This is a genomic window from Leisingera sp. ABM4_060 (genome assembly GCF_056158765.1).
This window is the reverse complement of the sequence record NZ_JBSWTX010000001.1, coordinates 2,249,804-2,264,903: the sequence shown is the minus strand read 5'-3', so window position 1 is coordinate 2,264,903 and position 15,100 is coordinate 2,249,804. Positions and strand designations below refer to the sequence as shown.

General features: G+C 64.2%; 14 protein-coding genes. All 14 read left to right on the top strand.

Annotation, left to right across the window (positions count from 1 at the left end):
• Window positions 1-119 precede the first annotated feature (119 nt).
• Window positions 120-1,496 (top strand): aminotransferase, encoded by a 1,377-nt coding sequence (locus ACXAEH_RS11020; RefSeq protein ID WP_475032752.1) that lies wholly within the window; start codon window positions 120-122, stop codon window positions 1,494-1,496.
• Between the two features lie 11 nt (window positions 1,497-1,507).
• Window positions 1,508-2,998, top strand: a complete 1,491-nt coding sequence (locus tag ACXAEH_RS11015; protein ID WP_475032750.1) for an aldehyde dehydrogenase family protein — start codon at window positions 1,508-1,510, stop codon at window positions 2,996-2,998.
• Window positions 2,995-4,257, top strand: coding sequence for a PLP-dependent aminotransferase family protein (locus ACXAEH_RS11010; RefSeq protein ID WP_475032748.1), 1,263 nt, complete (start codon window positions 2,995-2,997; stop codon window positions 4,255-4,257). Before ACXAEH_RS11015 ends, ACXAEH_RS11010 begins: the two co-directional genes overlap by 4 nt.
• A gap of 159 nt (window positions 4,258-4,416) precedes the next feature.
• Window positions 4,417-5,430: a glutamate cyclase domain-containing protein gene (locus ACXAEH_RS11005; protein ID WP_475032746.1), complete on the top strand. Its 1,014-nt coding sequence runs from the start codon at window positions 4,417-4,419 to the stop codon at window positions 5,428-5,430.
• A gap of 22 nt (window positions 5,431-5,452) precedes the next feature.
• Entirely contained in the window at window positions 5,453-6,712 is a 1,260-nt protein-coding gene (locus tag ACXAEH_RS11000) for an aminotransferase class V-fold PLP-dependent enzyme (protein ID WP_475032744.1), read from the top strand.
• Between the two features lie 177 nt (window positions 6,713-6,889).
• Window positions 6,890-8,317 carry an aldehyde dehydrogenase family protein gene (locus ACXAEH_RS10995; RefSeq protein WP_475032742.1) on the top strand — a complete coding sequence of 476 codons (1,428 nt, stop codon included), beginning with the start codon at window positions 6,890-6,892 and terminating at the stop codon, window positions 8,315-8,317.
• Between the two features lie 3 nt (window positions 8,318-8,320).
• Window positions 8,321-9,730 (top strand): FAD-binding oxidoreductase, encoded by a 1,410-nt coding sequence (locus ACXAEH_RS10990; RefSeq protein WP_475032740.1) that lies wholly within the window; start codon window positions 8,321-8,323, stop codon window positions 9,728-9,730.
• 117 nt (window positions 9,731-9,847) lie between these two features.
• The gene (locus ACXAEH_RS10985) at window positions 9,848-10,669 is read left to right on the top strand and encodes a transporter substrate-binding domain-containing protein (protein ID WP_475032738.1); all 822 of its coding nucleotides are present in this window, start codon (window positions 9,848-9,850) and stop codon (window positions 10,667-10,669) included.
• A 73-nt stretch (window positions 10,670-10,742) separates the two neighbouring features.
• A complete protein-coding gene (locus ACXAEH_RS10980) occupies window positions 10,743-11,498 on the top strand; it encodes an amino acid ABC transporter ATP-binding protein (RefSeq protein WP_475032736.1) in 756 nt (251 codons plus the stop codon).
• Between the two features lie 4 nt (window positions 11,499-11,502).
• Window positions 11,503-12,174 (top strand): amino acid ABC transporter permease, encoded by a 672-nt coding sequence (locus tag ACXAEH_RS10975; RefSeq protein WP_475032734.1) that lies wholly within the window; start codon window positions 11,503-11,505, stop codon window positions 12,172-12,174.
• A gap of 10 nt (window positions 12,175-12,184) precedes the next feature.
• Entirely contained in the window at window positions 12,185-12,850 is a 666-nt protein-coding gene (locus ACXAEH_RS10970) for an amino acid ABC transporter permease (protein ID WP_475032732.1), read from the top strand.
• The gene (locus ACXAEH_RS10965; RefSeq protein WP_475032730.1) at window positions 12,847-13,581 is read left to right on the top strand and encodes an SDR family oxidoreductase; all 735 of its coding nucleotides are present in this window, start codon (window positions 12,847-12,849) and stop codon (window positions 13,579-13,581) included. The genes ACXAEH_RS10970 and ACXAEH_RS10965 overlap by 4 nt, the downstream gene beginning before the upstream one ends.
• 1 nt (window position 13,582) lies before the next feature.
• Window positions 13,583-14,332, top strand: a complete 750-nt coding sequence (locus ACXAEH_RS10960; protein WP_475032728.1) for an SDR family NAD(P)-dependent oxidoreductase — start codon at window positions 13,583-13,585, stop codon at window positions 14,330-14,332.
• 10 nt (window positions 14,333-14,342) lie between these two features.
• Window positions 14,343-15,074 carry an aspartate/glutamate racemase family protein gene (locus ACXAEH_RS10955; RefSeq protein ID WP_475032726.1) on the top strand — a complete coding sequence of 244 codons (732 nt, stop codon included), beginning with the start codon at window positions 14,343-14,345 and terminating at the stop codon, window positions 15,072-15,074.
• Window positions 15,075-15,100 lie beyond the last annotated feature (26 nt).

Genomic DNA, 15,100 nt, shown 5'->3' with positions numbered 1-15,100 from the left:
TGCGTAGAGGCTTCCCTGTCTTTGCCTGAATTGTTTTCACGAAACAGAGAAAACTTCGAGATTGATGTTCAGTCAAGATGCTTGTGAAATCGCGGCGAAGACGTCTTTTGGAGGCAAATATGAACGCCGATGCGAACCGCTCAATCGAGCAGGACAAAGCCCACCACGTGCACCCGCAGTCGAACCTGCGCCAGCATGCAGAGAACGGGCCCACCATGATCACCCACGGCAAGGGTGTATTCATTTATGACAGCGAGGGCCGCGAGATTATCGACGGGTTTTCGGGTCTGGGCTGCGTGTCGCTGGGCTATCACAACGAACGCCTGGCCAATGCGGCGATGCGGCAGATGAACACGCTGCCATTTGCGCCGACCTTCTACAACCGCTCGCACCCCAAGGTGGCAGAGCTGGGCGAACGGCTGACGGCGATGGCGCCGAACGGCATGACCCGGGCGATGTTCCAGTGCTCGGGCTCGGAAGCCAACGACACCGCGATCAAGCTGTTGTGGTACACCAACACCGCGCGCGGCGAGCCGCAGCGGCGCAAGATCATCGGCCGGGTGCGCGGCTATCACGGAAACACCGTGGCGACGGTGTCCTTGTCGGGCCAGCCGCACATGCACGCGAAGTTCGGCCTGCCGCTGCCGGAGTTCAAACACACCGAGCTGCCGAACTACTACCGCTTCCACATCGACGGCGAGAGCGAAGAAGAGTTCTCGGCGCGGATGGCGGCCAGGTTCGAGGAGCTGATCCTGTCGGAGGGCCCGGAGACGATTGCGGCGTTTTTTGCCGAGCCTGCGATCTCGGGCGGCGGCGCGCTGATGCCGCCGGAGGGCTACTGGGAGCAGATGCAGGCGGTGCTGCGCAAGTACGACATCAAGCTGCTGGCCGACGAAGTGGTCTGCGGCTTCGGGCGCACCGGCAATATGTGGGGCTCGGAAACCTGGGGCATGAAGCCCGACATGGTGACCTGCGCCAAGGCGCTGTCGGCGGCCTTCTTCCCGGTCTCGGCGCTGATGTTCAAGGATGATATGTATGCCGATATGATGAAGAACTCGGATGAGGTCGGTGTCTTCGGCCATGGCTACACCTACGCGGGCCATCCGGTCGGCGCTGCCGTCAGCTTGGAAGCGCTGGACATCTATGACGAGATCGATCTGGTCGGCCATGTGCGTAAGGTGAGCGACCGGTTCCTCAGCCGCTGCCATGCGATGGCGGATCATCCCCTGGTCGCGGAGGTCCGCGGCGTCGGGTTGTTCTGCGGCTTTGAGCTGATGAAGGATGCGAGTGCGCGGGAGCCGTTCGACCCATCCTGGAAGGTGGGCGAATTGGTGCAGAACTTTGCCCATGACCGCGGGTTGTACCTGCGGGCGATCGGCGACCGGATGAGCTTCATGCCGCCGCTGATCATCAATGAGGATGAAATCGACATTGCCACCGAGCGGTTCAAGGGCGCGCTGGATGACGCCTGGGCCGTGGTCAAGGCGAAGATGTGAGGGAGGCGGAAATGGCGGAACTGCTGCAACCAAAGCTGCCCGGGGCGGGGCTGGCCGGGAGCTATATCAACGGCGCCTGGCACTGGCCTGAAAGCGGTGAAACGCTGGCGGTCGAGAACCCCTCCCGCCGCGCGGCTATCTGCGAGGTCGGACGCGGCACGGCACGCGAGGTTGATTTGGCTGCCCGTGCCGCCCGTGCCGCTCTGCCGGCCTGGCGCTCCCTGGCGGCTGCCGAACGCGGCAAGCTGCTCGCGGAACTCGGCCGCCGGCTGGAGGAGAATGCCGAGGAGGTGGCCCGGGTGCTGGCGGCCGAGAGCGGCAATGCGATCAAGACCCAGTCGCGCGGCGAGGCGATGGGCGCGGCGGGCGTGTTGAAATACTACGGCGGCGTGGCGGTGGAGCAGAAGGGCGAGACCCTGCCGCTGGGGCCGGGCCTGCTGAGCTATTCCACCCGTGAGCCGCATGGGGTTGTGGGCGCGATCATCCCCTGGAACTCGCCGCTTCAGCTCGGCGCGGTGAAAATCTCCATGGCGCTCGCCACCGGCAACTGCCTGGTGCTGAAACCCGCCGAGGATGCGCCGCTGGCGATCCTGAAGCTGGCCGAGCTGGCGGACGGGCTGTTCCCGCCGGGTGTGTTCAACGTGGTGACAGGGTTGGGCGAAGAGGCCGGCGCCGCGCTGGCCAGCCATCCCGGCATCGACAAGGTTTCTTTCACCGGCTCGTCGGAAGTGGGCAAGCTGATCGGCAAGGCCACTGCCGACCGCATCGCCAAGCTGACGCTGGAGCTGGGCGGCAAGTCCCCCACGATTGTATTCCCCGATGCCATCGAGAACGGCCGCTTGGAAACCACCGCGCAGCAGGTCGCCAATGCCATGCGCTTTGCCCGCCAGGGGCAGAGCTGCACCGCAGGCTCCCGCCTGTTTGTGCACAAGGACATTTGGGACATGCTGATGCCCAAGGTTGCGGAGAAATCCGCGGCCTTGAAAGTGGGCGATGCGCTGGACCCGGATGTGGATATGGGCGCGGTTGTGAACGCAGAGCGCTACGGCGAGATCCGCGGCTTTGTGGCGGAGGCCGAGGAGCATGGAGCCGAATTCCTGATCGGCGAAACCCCAGCGGAGGATCCGGAAGGCTTCTGCCCCAACCCGACCATTATCACCGGCGTGGACAACAGCTGGCGGATCGCCCGCGAAGAGGTGTTCGGCCCGGTCATGGTGGCGATCCCGTTTGAGACCGAGGCGGAAGCGATCGAAATGGCCAACGACACCCACTACGGGCTGGCGGCCTTCCTCTTTACCCATGATGTCAGCCGGATCACCCGCCTGACGCGTGCCATCGATGCGGGCTGGATCCAGGTGAACCAGGGCGGCGGCCAGATCCCCGGCATGTCCTATGGCGGCACCAAACAGTCGGGCATGGGCAGCGAATACTCGATCGAGGGCGCGCTGGAGGCCTATACTTACCGCAAGTGCGTCACCATCAACATCGAGGCGGATGCATGAGCGTTGACCGGTTCGGCAATGTAATCGACCCGGGCGTGGGCTATGCCCGGGGGTCTCTGCTGGCAGGCTCGGCTGATGAAGTGCGCAGGCTGGCCCAGGCGGGCCGGGTCGCGGCGGGTTTTGTTGAACGCGAAGGGATCGAAAAGATCGCCATCTGCACCGGCAACCTGCGGTTCTATCCCGCCACGCCCGCAGATCTCCCGGAACTCTGCGAGGAATGGGTCGGGCCCGGCCTTTACGGCGAGGAGCTGCGGCAGGCGGCGATTGACCATATGGGCGGCAGCGGCAGTGAGGCGGCCGCGGTGGTGAACCGCACCAGTGCGGGCATCGTCGCCACTGTTCTGGCCCATGCAGGCGGCAAGCCGGTGCTGTCGCTGGTGCCTGAAGGCGACCGCAGCCATGCCTCGGTGACGCGCGGCGCCAGGCTGGCCAATGTGGCGGTGAAGGAAGTTCATGATCTTGCGGGTGTCGAACAGGCGCTGGCGGCGGAGGCGCCATCGCTGATGGTGATCACGCCGGTCACCTCCGAGCTGGCGATGCTGCCTGACGACCTGATCCGCGCGGCTGCGGCGGCAGGCAAGACGGCGGGCTGCGTGGTGTTCATGGATGATGCCTATGGCGCCAGGTTCCGGCCAGTCCTGCATGGCGGCGGCGCGTCGCTTTCGTTCGGGGCCGATCTGGTGATCACCAATGCCGACAAAGCGGGGCTTTCGGGGCCGCGCGCCGGGGTTCTTTGCGGCGACCCGGCAGCACTGGTGCCGGTGCAGGCCAAGGCCAGCGAACTGGGGATGGAGGCGCGGGCGCCGGTGGCTGTGGGCGCCATGCGCAGCCTGCAGGGGTTTACTCCGGACCTGCTGATCCAGGAAGCGCAGGACGGCCAGGACCTGGCTGCGGCGCTGGAAACGGCATTGGGCACAGAGCGGGTGAGCCGCTCGGCGCTGGGGCCGAAGATCGGCGAAGAAGACGCGATGGAGATCGTGCTGGAGATGGCGGGCAAGCCCTCTGCCGCGCGGGTGCCTGCCGAGGTCACCGCCGCCGCGGGCATGCTGATGCTGGGCGCGAAGGGTATTGTCACCGTCAACACCCATGGCCAGCCCGGCGGGCGGGTCTCGATCCGGCTGAAGCCGACCTCTGGCGCTGTGGCGCGGGCAGGCGGGGCTGCGGCGGTGGCAGAATGCCTGGTTGCGGCGCTGAAGGAGGTTGCGGCGCATCTGGACGATGCGGATTGGTTTGCAGACCTGCTGTTCGGGGAGGGGTAAGTGCAGGTTTTGAGGATAGCCAACACCCGGCTGCAGGCCGGGCTGCGCCGTTCCGCCCCCGTCAAACCGAAGGTTTGCCTCCGGCAAAACGGACGGCGCATCTGCGCCATTCCGCGGGACGGCGCAACCCTCCGAGCCAATCAAGATGGGAAGACGTGAATGGCAAACCAAGATCTGATCACCCGGCTCGACAACCGGCTGGACCAGCTGGTGAATATCGACATGGGCGAGCGCGGCGTTGAACACCTGTTCGAAGCAGCCCGCGCGCTGGAAGGCGGTTCCCTTGTGGGCGCTGCCGCCGATGCGCTGATGGCGGTGCCCGAAGGCGGCACCGTGGTGCTGACCACCGGCTCGGTGTCGCGGGCCTGGATCACTCCGGAGCTGGGCGAGAATGACGGACCCTCCGGCGCGGCGGCGATTGCCCGGGCACTGGTGCTGGCGCGCAATGCCACCTGTGTGATGCTGTGCGAGGAAACCCTGCTGCCCGCGATCCGCAACACCTGCCAGGCGGCGGGGCTGTTCCCGGTCTCGCTGGAGCAGGCAGTGGTTGCGCGCGCGGACAAGAGCCTCGCCACCATCGCCATGCTGCCTTATGCCACCGAGGACGAAGCAGGCCAGGTGCAGGCCGTCCAGATGCTGGACGATCTGGAACCCGACCTCTTGTTTTCGACGGAGCGGGTGGGGCGCAATGAATACGGCGTCTACCACTCGATGAAGGGCATCGACTACGGCATGGGCCGGGCGCGGGTGGATATTCTGTTCGACGAAGCCTTGGTCCGGGGCATCCCGGTGGTGGCGGTCGGCGATGGCGGCAATGAGATCGGCATGGGCAAGGTGTCGGACCATGTGAAGGCGCATGTGCCCTATGGCGATACCTGCCAATGCGGCTGCGGCGGCGGCATCGGTGCGGTCACCTCATGTGATGTGCTGGTCACCGCCGCCTGCTCCAACTGGGGCTGCACCGCGATTTCGGCGGCCTTGGCCGTGCGCGCGGGCGATGCCAAGCTGCTGCACCCCCCCGAACGCGAGGCCCTGCTCTTGGACACCATGGTGGCCAATGGCCTCATCAACTCCACCCATGGGATCGTCGATGACAGCGTCGACGGCTTCCCCCGGCAAAGCCATCTTGCGGTGGCCGAGCTGTGCCGTACTATCGTGAGCCGCGCGCTCTGACCTCTGACAGGATTTCAACAACATGATCCAGGACAACCCCGCCCTCATCAAGGCCATCCGCAGCCGCTTTGCCCATGTGGACAGCTGCCCGTTCCAGGGCGAGCGTATCTTCTTTGAAAACGCCGGCGGCGCGCTGACGCTGAAATCAGTAGTGGAGACCTCGGCCTTCTATGCTGCGATCCCCGACAATCCGGGCCGCATCAACCCGGCCGGCCAGGGCACGCAAGGCAAGATCAACAAGGCCAAGGAAGACATGACCGTCTTCATGAACGCCACTTCGGGCCAGTTTTTTGCCGGCGAAAGCGGCACCGAACTGCTGTTCCGGATGATCCGCACCGCCTGTGTGAACGCCCCCAAAGGCGCCAAGGTGATAGGCTCCTCGATCGAGCACCCGGCCACCCGCAGCGCCGCCCGCCGCTGGGCGGAAATTGCCGGACTGGATTATGTGAACGTCGCTCACAATAACGAAACCGGCCTGGTCACCGCCGAAGATTACACGGCGCTGATGACGCCGGATGTGGCGGTGGCGACTATCCTGCATGCCTCGCCGGTGACCGGCATGGGTATGGATGTGGCGGCGATTTCCAAGGCGATCCGCGCGGTGGCGCCGGACTGCCTGATCATCGTCGACGGCATCCAGCACGCCGCCCACGGGCAGCTGGATTTGGCGGCTTATGATGTCGATGGCTATGCGGTGTCGCCCTACAAGGTGTTTTCGCGCCACGGCTACGGCATTGGCTGGATCTCGGACCGCCTGACGGCGCTGCCGCACGACATGCTGATCGGCGCCCCGGCCAATGGCTGGGAGTTCGGCACCCGCGACACCGGCTCTTACGCCACCCTGTCGGATGTGGTCGGCTACTTCGAATGGCTTGGCGGCGAGGTGTCTTCCGAGACCAGCCGCCGTGGTAGGATCGAGGCCGCCGGCCGCGCCATCCACGCCTATGAGACCCATCTGACCAATGCCGCCATCAACGGCACTGGCAACCTGCCGGGACTGCGCGACATGGCGCATGTCACCATCTTGGCCGGTGCTGACAACCCGGCGCGCGAAGGCCTGGTGTCGATCGTGGTCGACGGTACCGCCTCGGAAGAGGTGGTGGAGATCCTCAATGCTCAAGGCATCCGCACCCACACCCGCAAGGCGGATCACTATTCCGGCAATGTTTTGGACCCGCTGGGGCTGCCGGATTGCATCCGCATCTCCTTCTGCCACTACAACACCGAAGCAGAAATCGCCAAGATGCTGGCGGCAGTGAAGGAGCTGGGCAAGGACGGGTAATCCGGCCCAGAAAAAGTCTTTGGAATTAGGGCGCGGCCAGTATGGCTGCGTCCTAATTTTGTCCGCTGTGCCGGGCTTCCAGCGGATCAAGCATTTGTTGGTATTCCGCAGAAATTCTTGCAGGCCCCGCGCTTCGCACTTGCCCATACTTGCAGCAGACAGATCAGTGAGGACGGCATGGCAAAGCAGAACCTGATTGCGGGTCAGTGGACCGGCTCCGGGACGTATTCGGACAACCTGAACCCGGCCAATCCGGATGATGTGGTTGGGCAATTCGCCCGGGGCGATGCTGAGGCGGCGGGTCAGGCTGTGGCCGCCGCGGCAGAGGCGTTCCCGGCATGGGCGGCCGCTTCTCCTCAGGTCCGGGCGGATGTCTTGGACCGGGCAGGCAATATCATTCTGTCCCGTTGCGCCGAATTGGGACGCATCCTGGCGCGGGAGGAGGGCAAGACGCTAGGCGAAGCTACGGGCGAGGCCACGCGCGCGGGCCAGCTGTTCAAATTCTATGCCGGCGAGTCGCTGCGGCTGACGGGCGATGCTATCGACTCGATCCGGCCCGGGGTGGACGTCGAGGTGCGGCGGGAACCGCTGGGGGTGGTTGGCCTGATCACGCCCTGGAATTTTCCGATTGCCATTCCCGCCTGGAAAGCGGCGCCAGCGCTGGCCTTTGGCAATACGGTGGTGATGAAGCCGGCAGAGCTGGCACCGGCTTCGGCCCATCTGTTGGCGGAAATCCTGGTGGAAGCAGGCTGCCCGCCGGGCGTGTTCAACCTGGTGATGGGGCCGGGAGCCGTGATTGGATCAGCGCTGGTGGAGCATCCGGATGTGGCGGCAATATCCTTTACCGGCTCCGAAAGCGTTGGTCAGCGTATTGCCGAAGGCTGCGCACGCAGCCGCAAGAAACTGCAGATGGAGATGGGCGGCAAGAACCCGATGGTGGTGATGGCGGATGCCGATCTGGACGTGGCGGTGCGGGCCTGCATCAACGGGGCGTTCTTTTCGACCGGGCAGCGGTGCACTGCCGCGTCGCGGCTGATTGTCGAAGAGGGCATTCACGATGTCTTTGTTGAGCGGATGCAGCAGGCGATGGGCGAGCTGGTCCTGGGCGACCCGCTGGAAGCGGAAACGCAGATCGGGCCGGTGGCTTCGGAAAACCAACTGCGCGGTAACCTGGGTTACGTCGACCTGGCCCGCCGGGAAGGCGCAGAAGTGATTGGCGGTGAGCAGCTGGACCGGGCGGGTTTCTTCCAGGCTCCGGCGCTGTTTCTCAACGCCTCTAATGACATGCGGATCAGCCGGGAGGAGATCTTTGGCCCCTGCGCCAGTGTGATCAAGGCGCAGGATTTCGATCATGCGGTCGCGCTGGCCAATGATACGGACTTCGGTCTCAGCTCCGGTATCTGCACCACGTCACTGCGCCACGCGCGGGAGTTCAAGCGGCGTTCGGCGGCGGGCATGGTGATGGTGAACCTGCCAACCGCTGGTGTGGATTACCATGTGCCCTTTGGCGGGCGCAAAGGTTCCTCCGTGGGATCGCGTGAGCAGGGGTGTTACGCGGCTGAGTTCTACACGTCGGTCAAAACCGCCTATACGTTTGCGGGCTAGGCCATGGCGCTCACGGACGAACTCGCAGCGCTGCTGGGGCCTAAGGGCTGGTTGACAGAGGATCTGCAAGGCTGGCAGACAGACTGGCTGAAGATGCAGTCGCATACACCCCTGGGCGTTGCGCGGCCTGAGAACACCTGGCAGGTGGCAGCCGTGATGCGGCTGGCTCACGCCGCGAGTGTGCCGGTGACGCCGCAGGGGGGCAATACCAGCCTCTGTGCCGGGGCGGTGCCGGGCGCGGCGGGGCATATCATCCTGTCGCTCACGCGGATGAACCGGATCGGCCCTGTAGACCCCTTGGCCTTTGCCGTCACGGTGGAGGCGGGCGCGGTGCTGGCCTCGGTGCATGCGGCGGTGGCAGAAGCTGATCTGGTCTTCCCGATGCATCTAGGTGCCGAAGGCAGCGCGCAAGTCGGCGGGCTGATTGCCACCAATGCCGGCGGCAGCCATGCGCTGCGTTATGGTATGATGCAGGATCTGGTGCTTGGGCTGGAAGTTGTGCTGCCCGATGGCCGGATCTGGAATGGGCTGCGGCCGCTGATCAAGGACAACGCCGGCTATCAGCTGCGCCGCCTTTTCTGCGGCTCCGAGGGCACGCTGGGCGTGGTCACCCGCGCCGCACTTCGACTGTTCCCGGCGCCGGTGTCGCGGGCAACCGCGCTGCTGGCTGTGGCGGACTTCGAAACCCTCGTCCAACTGGGGGCGCAGCTGCGTCAGGAGCTGGGTGAGTTCGTGTCGGCGTTGGAGTTCTTCAGCGAGACCGGGCTGGAGCTGGCACTGCGCCATGTTTCAGGGGAGGAGTATCCTCTGGACATCCGCGGCGGAGCCTATGTTCTGGTGGAGCTTTCCACGGCGGCGCGTGTTGTTGATCTGGGAGCGATGCTGGAAACTGCGCTGGGGGAGGCGTTCGAAGCCGGGCTGATCCTGGATGGGGCAGTGGCTGCGAATGACGCGCAGCGCGCAGCGATGTGGCGTCTGCGCGAGGAGATGCCAGAAGGCCAGCGGCTGGAGGGCGCGCAAATCAAGCATGACATCGCGGTGCCAGTGGCCGGGCTGGGGGATTTCATATCCCGCATGGCGCCGCGGTTGGACGCGATTCTGCCGGGGGTGCGGATCAACCCTTTCGGGCATCTGGGCGACGGCAACATCCACTATAACCTGAGCCCGCCGGAAGGGGTGCAGGATTTTGGCGGCGCCAAAGCTGCGCTTTCGCAACGGATCTACCAGGAAGCCGAAGCCGCAGGCGGCAGTTTTGCGGCGGAACACGGGCTGGGGCGTTCGAAAATTTCCCATGCGGATCAATTGCGAAGCCCTGAGGAGCGCGAGCTGATGCAGCGTTTGAAACAGGCGGTGGACCCGCAGGGGCAGCTCAATCCCGGCGTGCTGACCGCTCCCCGGGACCCGCAAGAATAACTTACCAAAGCGCGGGATTTCTTGCTGTTTCGGCAGGCGTATCTGCGGCCAGAGTTTTGCCAGGCCGGGGCAGGGGCGCTGCCAGCCCGGCGAGGGGACCCCAAGGGAGGAAACAACATGTCCTTTATGACCAATATGAAGACTTTTGCCGCCGCCGCGGCGCTGGCCGTTGCCGGGCTGGTGCAGCCGGCGGGCGCGCAGGACAAGGAAAACCTGTGGGCCGACGTGCAGGAACGCGGCACCCTGCGCGTGGGCGTGGCCGAAGCGCCGCCGCTTTTGGTGCGCGACCCCAAGACCGGCGACTGGTCGGGTTACTTTCTGGACGTGATGAACGGTTTTGCCAGCTCCATCGACGTTGAGGTCGAGGTGGTCGAGACCACTTGGGGCAACATGGTTGCGGGCCTGCAGGCGGGCAAATGGGACATTTCCTCAGCGCTGAACCGCAAGCCGCAGCGGGCGCTGGCGGTGAATTACTCAATGCCGATCTGGAGCTATGAGATCGGCCTTCTGTACGACACCCGCAACCCCAAGATCAGCGCGGACATGACCTCTCTGGCGGATTTCGACAAGGAAGGCATCACCATCGCGGTGATGCAGGGCGCCGCGGGCGACCTGTCGATCACCCCGCAGGTGCAACACGCCAAGATCATCCGCCTGGACGGCGCCAATGAGGGCCGCCTGGCGATCATCTCCAAGCGCGCGGATGTCTTTGCCACCGACAGCGACATCCATCGTATTACCATCCTGCAGAACCCGGACTGGGCCGCGCAGGTGCTGCCGCAGCCGGCCATTGCCAAGCAGGGCATCGCCTTTGGCCTGCGCAAATCGGTGCCGCTGGAGGACGTGCAAGTGCTCGACATCTACCTGGAGGAGCAGGTCGCAACCGGCAATGTGCAGCGCCTTTATGACGCTGCGGTCGAGGCCATGACCGCAGAGTAACCCCGGCTTTATGTGCCGCCCCGGCTGATTCCGGGGCGGCATTCACAAGCCGGGACGAACAGGGGAGGGCCCGATGGCCTTTGTGGAGATTGACGGGCTGGTCAAACGCTATGGATCGCTTTCGATCTTTGAAGGCTTTGATCTGGATATGGAAAACGCCGACCGGCTGGTGCTGATCGGCCCTTCGGGCTGCGGCAAATCTACCCTGTTGCGCTGCATGATGGGGCTGGAGGACATCGCGGGCGGCACCATCCGCCTAGGCGGCGATGCCTATATCCAGGGCGCCGGCGACGGCCGGATGACGCTGGACAAGCGGGTGCAGAAGGACGTCGGGATGGTGTTCCAGCACTATACCCTGTTCCCGCATCTGTCAGTGCTCGGCAACTTGTGCCTGGCACCGGTGCGGTCGCGCGGGGTGAAGAAGTCTGAAGCGCGCGACAAGGCAATGGGCCTGCTGGAGCGTTTCGGCCTGGCGGACCGTGCAAATTTTTATCCCAGCCAGCTGTCCGGCGGCCAAAAGCAGCGCGTCGCCATCGCCCGCGCCTTGATGCTGGACCCCAAGCTGATGCTGTTTGATGAGGTGACTTCGGCACTGGACCCGGAACTGGTGGTCGAGGTGGAGAACACCATGATGGAGCTGGCCGAGGCCGGCATGCCGATGATGATCGTCACCCACGACATGCATTTTGCCCGCAGCATCGCCACCAAAGTGGTGTTCCAGGAGCGCGGCAAGGTGATTGAGGCCGCCGCGCCCGATGACCTGTTCGGCAACCCCCAAGAGGAGCGCACCAGGGATTTCCTGCGCAACGTGCTGCATATCGAGGGCTGAGGGGATGAGTTACGAATTCGACTGGTTCTACGTCAAAAAGGGCCTCCCGCAGCTAATCGAGGGCCTGTGGCTGACGCTGGAACTGACGCTCTGGGCCAATGCGATTGGCCTGGTGCTGGGCTTTATCGTCGCCATCGGCATGCTGTCCAAGGTCAGGGCCATCGTCTGGCCGCTGACCGCCTATATCGAGTTCTTTCGCTGTACGCCCGCGCTGATCCAGCTGGTCTGGTTCTTCTTCTGCATTCCGATCCTGTTCAACGTCTGGTGGAGTGCCGAGTTCATGGGCATCCTGGCGCTTGGACTGAACCTCGCGGCCTTCAACGCCGAGGCCTACCGGGCTGCTATCCAGGCTATCCCGCATGCCCATACTGACGCCAGCACCGCGCTGGGGCTGAATGTGCTGCAGCGCATCATCCATGTGATCCTGCCGCAGGCGCTGATCCTGGCGCTGCCGGTCTTGATCACCAATGGCATTGGCATCTTCCAGCAGTCGGCACTGGTGGCGCTGATCTCGGTCGAGGATCTGATGTACCAGGGCCGCTACATCTCGACCCAGACCTTCCGCCCGATTGAAACGCTGACCACCGTGGCGCTGATCTATTTCGCGGTGTCCTTCCCGGTGTCGCAGGCTGTCACCCTGATCGAGCGGCGCACCAAGCGCCTGCTGGCGAACTGAGGAGGCTGCTATGGACTTTGATTTCTCCTTCCTTTGGGAATACTCCGGCGTCCTTTGGCGCGGTCTGCTGACCACTCTGCAATTTGTCGGCATTGCCGTGGTGCTGGGGCTGGTCTGGGGCTTTGTCCTCAGCATGGGGCGCACATCTGCCAACAAAGGGATCTACTGGCTGACGACCCTGTATGTGGAGTTCTTCCGCGGCACCCCGGTGCTGGTGCAGCTGTTCTGGATCTTCTTCTGCCTGCCCTTGTTCCTGGGTGTCGAGATGAGCGGGTTCACCTCGGCGGTGATTGCCTTGTCGCTGTACAGCGGGGCGATAACGTCGGAGAGCTTTCGGGCGGCGCTGAAATCCATTGAGGCCAGCCAGTTCGACGCCTGCACGGCGCTGGGTCTGCCGCAGGGCGTGCAGACGGTGTTTGTCATCCTGCCGCAAGCAGTGCTGCGGGCAATCCCGAACCTGCTGTCCAACGTGGTGTCGCTGTTCAAGGAAAGCGCGTTGGTGTCGGCGGTGGGCATGGCGGACCTGATGTATGTCGGCCAGAATATCGCCAATAACGTCGCCCGGCCCATCGAGATCCTGACCGCGATTGCGCTGATCTATTTCGCCATCGGCTTCCCGCTGACCCGCGCGGTCAGCCTGGTCGAGGGCCGCCTTTTGAAGGTTGTGAAAGCATGACACAGAAGCCCCTTGCCCTCGTCACCGGCGCCACCAGCGGCATTGGCAAGGCGATTACCTTCGCTCTGGCCGAAGCCGGGCATGAGGTCATCGCCCTTGGCCGCAGTGCCGCCACGCTGGAAAAGATGCAAAGCACCGCAGGCGTGCGCCCCTTGGCGCTGGATCTGACCGACCGCGAGGCGCTGGCCACGGCGCTGGACGGCGAAGAGATTGATGTGCTGGTCAACAATGCGGGCATCATCCCCCCGGTCGTGGGGTTCGCCGATATGGCGCAGTCCGACATCGACGCGACGCTGGAAGTGAATCTGAGCGCCGCCATCGCCGTCACCCGGCTGGTGCTGCCGGGGATGATGGCACGCAAGCGCGGGCATTTGTTCTTTACCGGCTCCACCGCCGGCCAGGCGCCGTTTCCCAACATGGCGGTCTATGGCGCCTCCAAGGCGGCGATCTCCAGCTTTGCCGCCGCGCTGCGCTGCGATCTGTCCGGATCAGGCGTGCGGGTGACAGAGATCGTCGCGGGCCGGGTCGAAACCGCGCTCTACCGCGATGTGCTGAGCGATCAGGCACGCGGGGACATGTATCAGGCCTTTGACGCGGTACAGCCCGGGGACGTGGCCGCGATGCTGCTGTCAGTGCTGCAGATGCCTGCGCATGTCGACGTGACCCGCTTTGATATTCTGCCTACCGCCCAGTTTGTCGGCGGCGGGGGCTTTGCCAAAAAGGAAGACTGAAATGGACGGATTGTCTGTTGTGATCGTCGGCGGCGGCGCCGGGCTGGGCCTGCTGCTGGCGGAAATGGCGGTAGAGGGCGGGGCAGCCAGCCTTGGCATCATCGACATCGATGCAGAAGCTGCCGAAGCGGCGCTGGCTCCCGCCAAGGCCGCGGGGCTGAAAACGGCCTTTGCGGCCTGCGATATCCGCACTTCGGACGCGGCCCACGCCGCATTTGCGCAAGTTTCTGAAGGCCTGGGCCAGGTCGACACCGTGATCAACTCCGCCGCGATCTATCCGCGCAAACCGATGCTTGAGATCACCGACGCCGACTGGGACGCCTCTAACGCGGTCAACATCAAGGGCACCTTCCACATGTGCGTTGCCGCCATCAAGCAGTTCCGCGCACAGGAAACTGACGGCGTGGTCAAGGGGCGGATCGTCAACATCACCTCGGTCGACGCCTTCAAGGCGCACCCGCAGAACGCCCATTACGCCGCCACCAAGGCAGCAGTGGTCAGCCTGACCAAGAGCTTCGCGCATGAGGTCGCGCCGGATAACATCCTGGTGAACTCGGTGGCACCGGCGGGCATGGCCACGGAAAAGGCGCGCGAGGCCGGGTTCCTCGGCGAACTGGCCGCCGCCAGCCCGCTGGGCCGCGGTGGCGAGCCGCGCGAGATGGCGGAATGGGTGATGATGGCGGGCGGCCCGAAAAACACTTACATGACCGGCGAGAACATCATCGTCTCCGGCGGCTATATCTACGCGTAAGGGGCAGCAGATGATCTACAAATCACGGCTGAAAAGCCAGAGCTGGTCAGGTGAGACCATCGGTATCCTGGTGCTCGACTGCTACTACCCCTTCCTGCCGGGCAATGTCGCCAACGCCACCACCTATGACTTCCCGGTCCGCTATGCGGTGGTCGAGGGCGCCACCGCCGACCGGCTGCTCTATCAGGCCGACCCGACACTGATCGAGCCTTTCATTGCGGCCGCCCGCAAGCTGCAGGACGAGGGTGTGAAGGCAATCACCGGCGCTTGCGGCTTCATGGCGCTGTTCCAGAAAGAGATCGCGGCAGCAGTGGACATCCCGGTCTTTGCCTCCTCGCTGCTGCAGGTGCCCTTTGTGCATCAGATCACCGGCAAGCGGGTGGGTATCATTACTGCGGACAGCACCTGCCTTAAACCTGCGCATTTCTCCGGCACCGGCATCTCCGAAGACATCCCGCTTGCCATTGGGGGCATGGAGAGCAAGGAAGCCTTCATGCAGGGCATCATCGCCAATATCGGCGAGCTGGATGACGATGGCATCCGCAAGGGCGTGGTCGAGGTGGCGCAGCAGCTGCAGGCAGAGCATGACGATCTGGGCGCGATCCTGCTCGAATGCTCGGACCTGCCGCCATATGCCCATGCGGTGCAGGCGGCTACCGGCCTGCCGGTCTTCGATTTCATCACCATGATCAACTACGTGCACGAAACCCTTGCACGCAAACCCTACTATGGCGTGATCTAGCCAGAGGTGCAGAATTTCTTGGCCTT

Coding starts and splice junctions, on each gene's coding strand:
- ACXAEH_RS10965 (WP_475032730.1), top strand. CDS start 12,847: ATGACACAGAAGCCCCTTGCCCTCGTCACCGGCGCCACCAGCGGCATT.
- ACXAEH_RS10960 (WP_475032728.1), top strand. CDS start 13,583: ATGGACGGATTGTCTGTTGTGATCGTCGGCGGCGGCGCCGGGCTGGGC.
- ACXAEH_RS10995 (WP_475032742.1), top strand. CDS start 6,890: ATGGCAAAGCAGAACCTGATTGCGGGTCAGTGGACCGGCTCCGGGACG.
- ACXAEH_RS10970 (WP_475032732.1), top strand. CDS start 12,185: ATGGACTTTGATTTCTCCTTCCTTTGGGAATACTCCGGCGTCCTTTGG.
- ACXAEH_RS10955 (WP_475032726.1), top strand. CDS start 14,343: ATGATCTACAAATCACGGCTGAAAAGCCAGAGCTGGTCAGGTGAGACC.
- ACXAEH_RS11010 (WP_475032748.1), top strand. CDS start 2,995: ATGAGCGTTGACCGGTTCGGCAATGTAATCGACCCGGGCGTGGGCTAT.
- ACXAEH_RS10985 (WP_475032738.1), top strand. CDS start 9,848: ATGTCCTTTATGACCAATATGAAGACTTTTGCCGCCGCCGCGGCGCTG.
- ACXAEH_RS11005 (WP_475032746.1), top strand. CDS start 4,417: ATGGCAAACCAAGATCTGATCACCCGGCTCGACAACCGGCTGGACCAG.
- ACXAEH_RS10980 (WP_475032736.1), top strand. CDS start 10,743: ATGGCCTTTGTGGAGATTGACGGGCTGGTCAAACGCTATGGATCGCTT.
- ACXAEH_RS10975 (WP_475032734.1), top strand. CDS start 11,503: ATGAGTTACGAATTCGACTGGTTCTACGTCAAAAAGGGCCTCCCGCAG.
- ACXAEH_RS11015 (WP_475032750.1), top strand. CDS start 1,508: ATGGCGGAACTGCTGCAACCAAAGCTGCCCGGGGCGGGGCTGGCCGGG.
- ACXAEH_RS10990 (WP_475032740.1), top strand. CDS start 8,321: ATGGCGCTCACGGACGAACTCGCAGCGCTGCTGGGGCCTAAGGGCTGG.
- ACXAEH_RS11000 (WP_475032744.1), top strand. CDS start 5,453: ATGATCCAGGACAACCCCGCCCTCATCAAGGCCATCCGCAGCCGCTTT.
- ACXAEH_RS11020 (WP_475032752.1), top strand. CDS start 120: ATGAACGCCGATGCGAACCGCTCAATCGAGCAGGACAAAGCCCACCAC.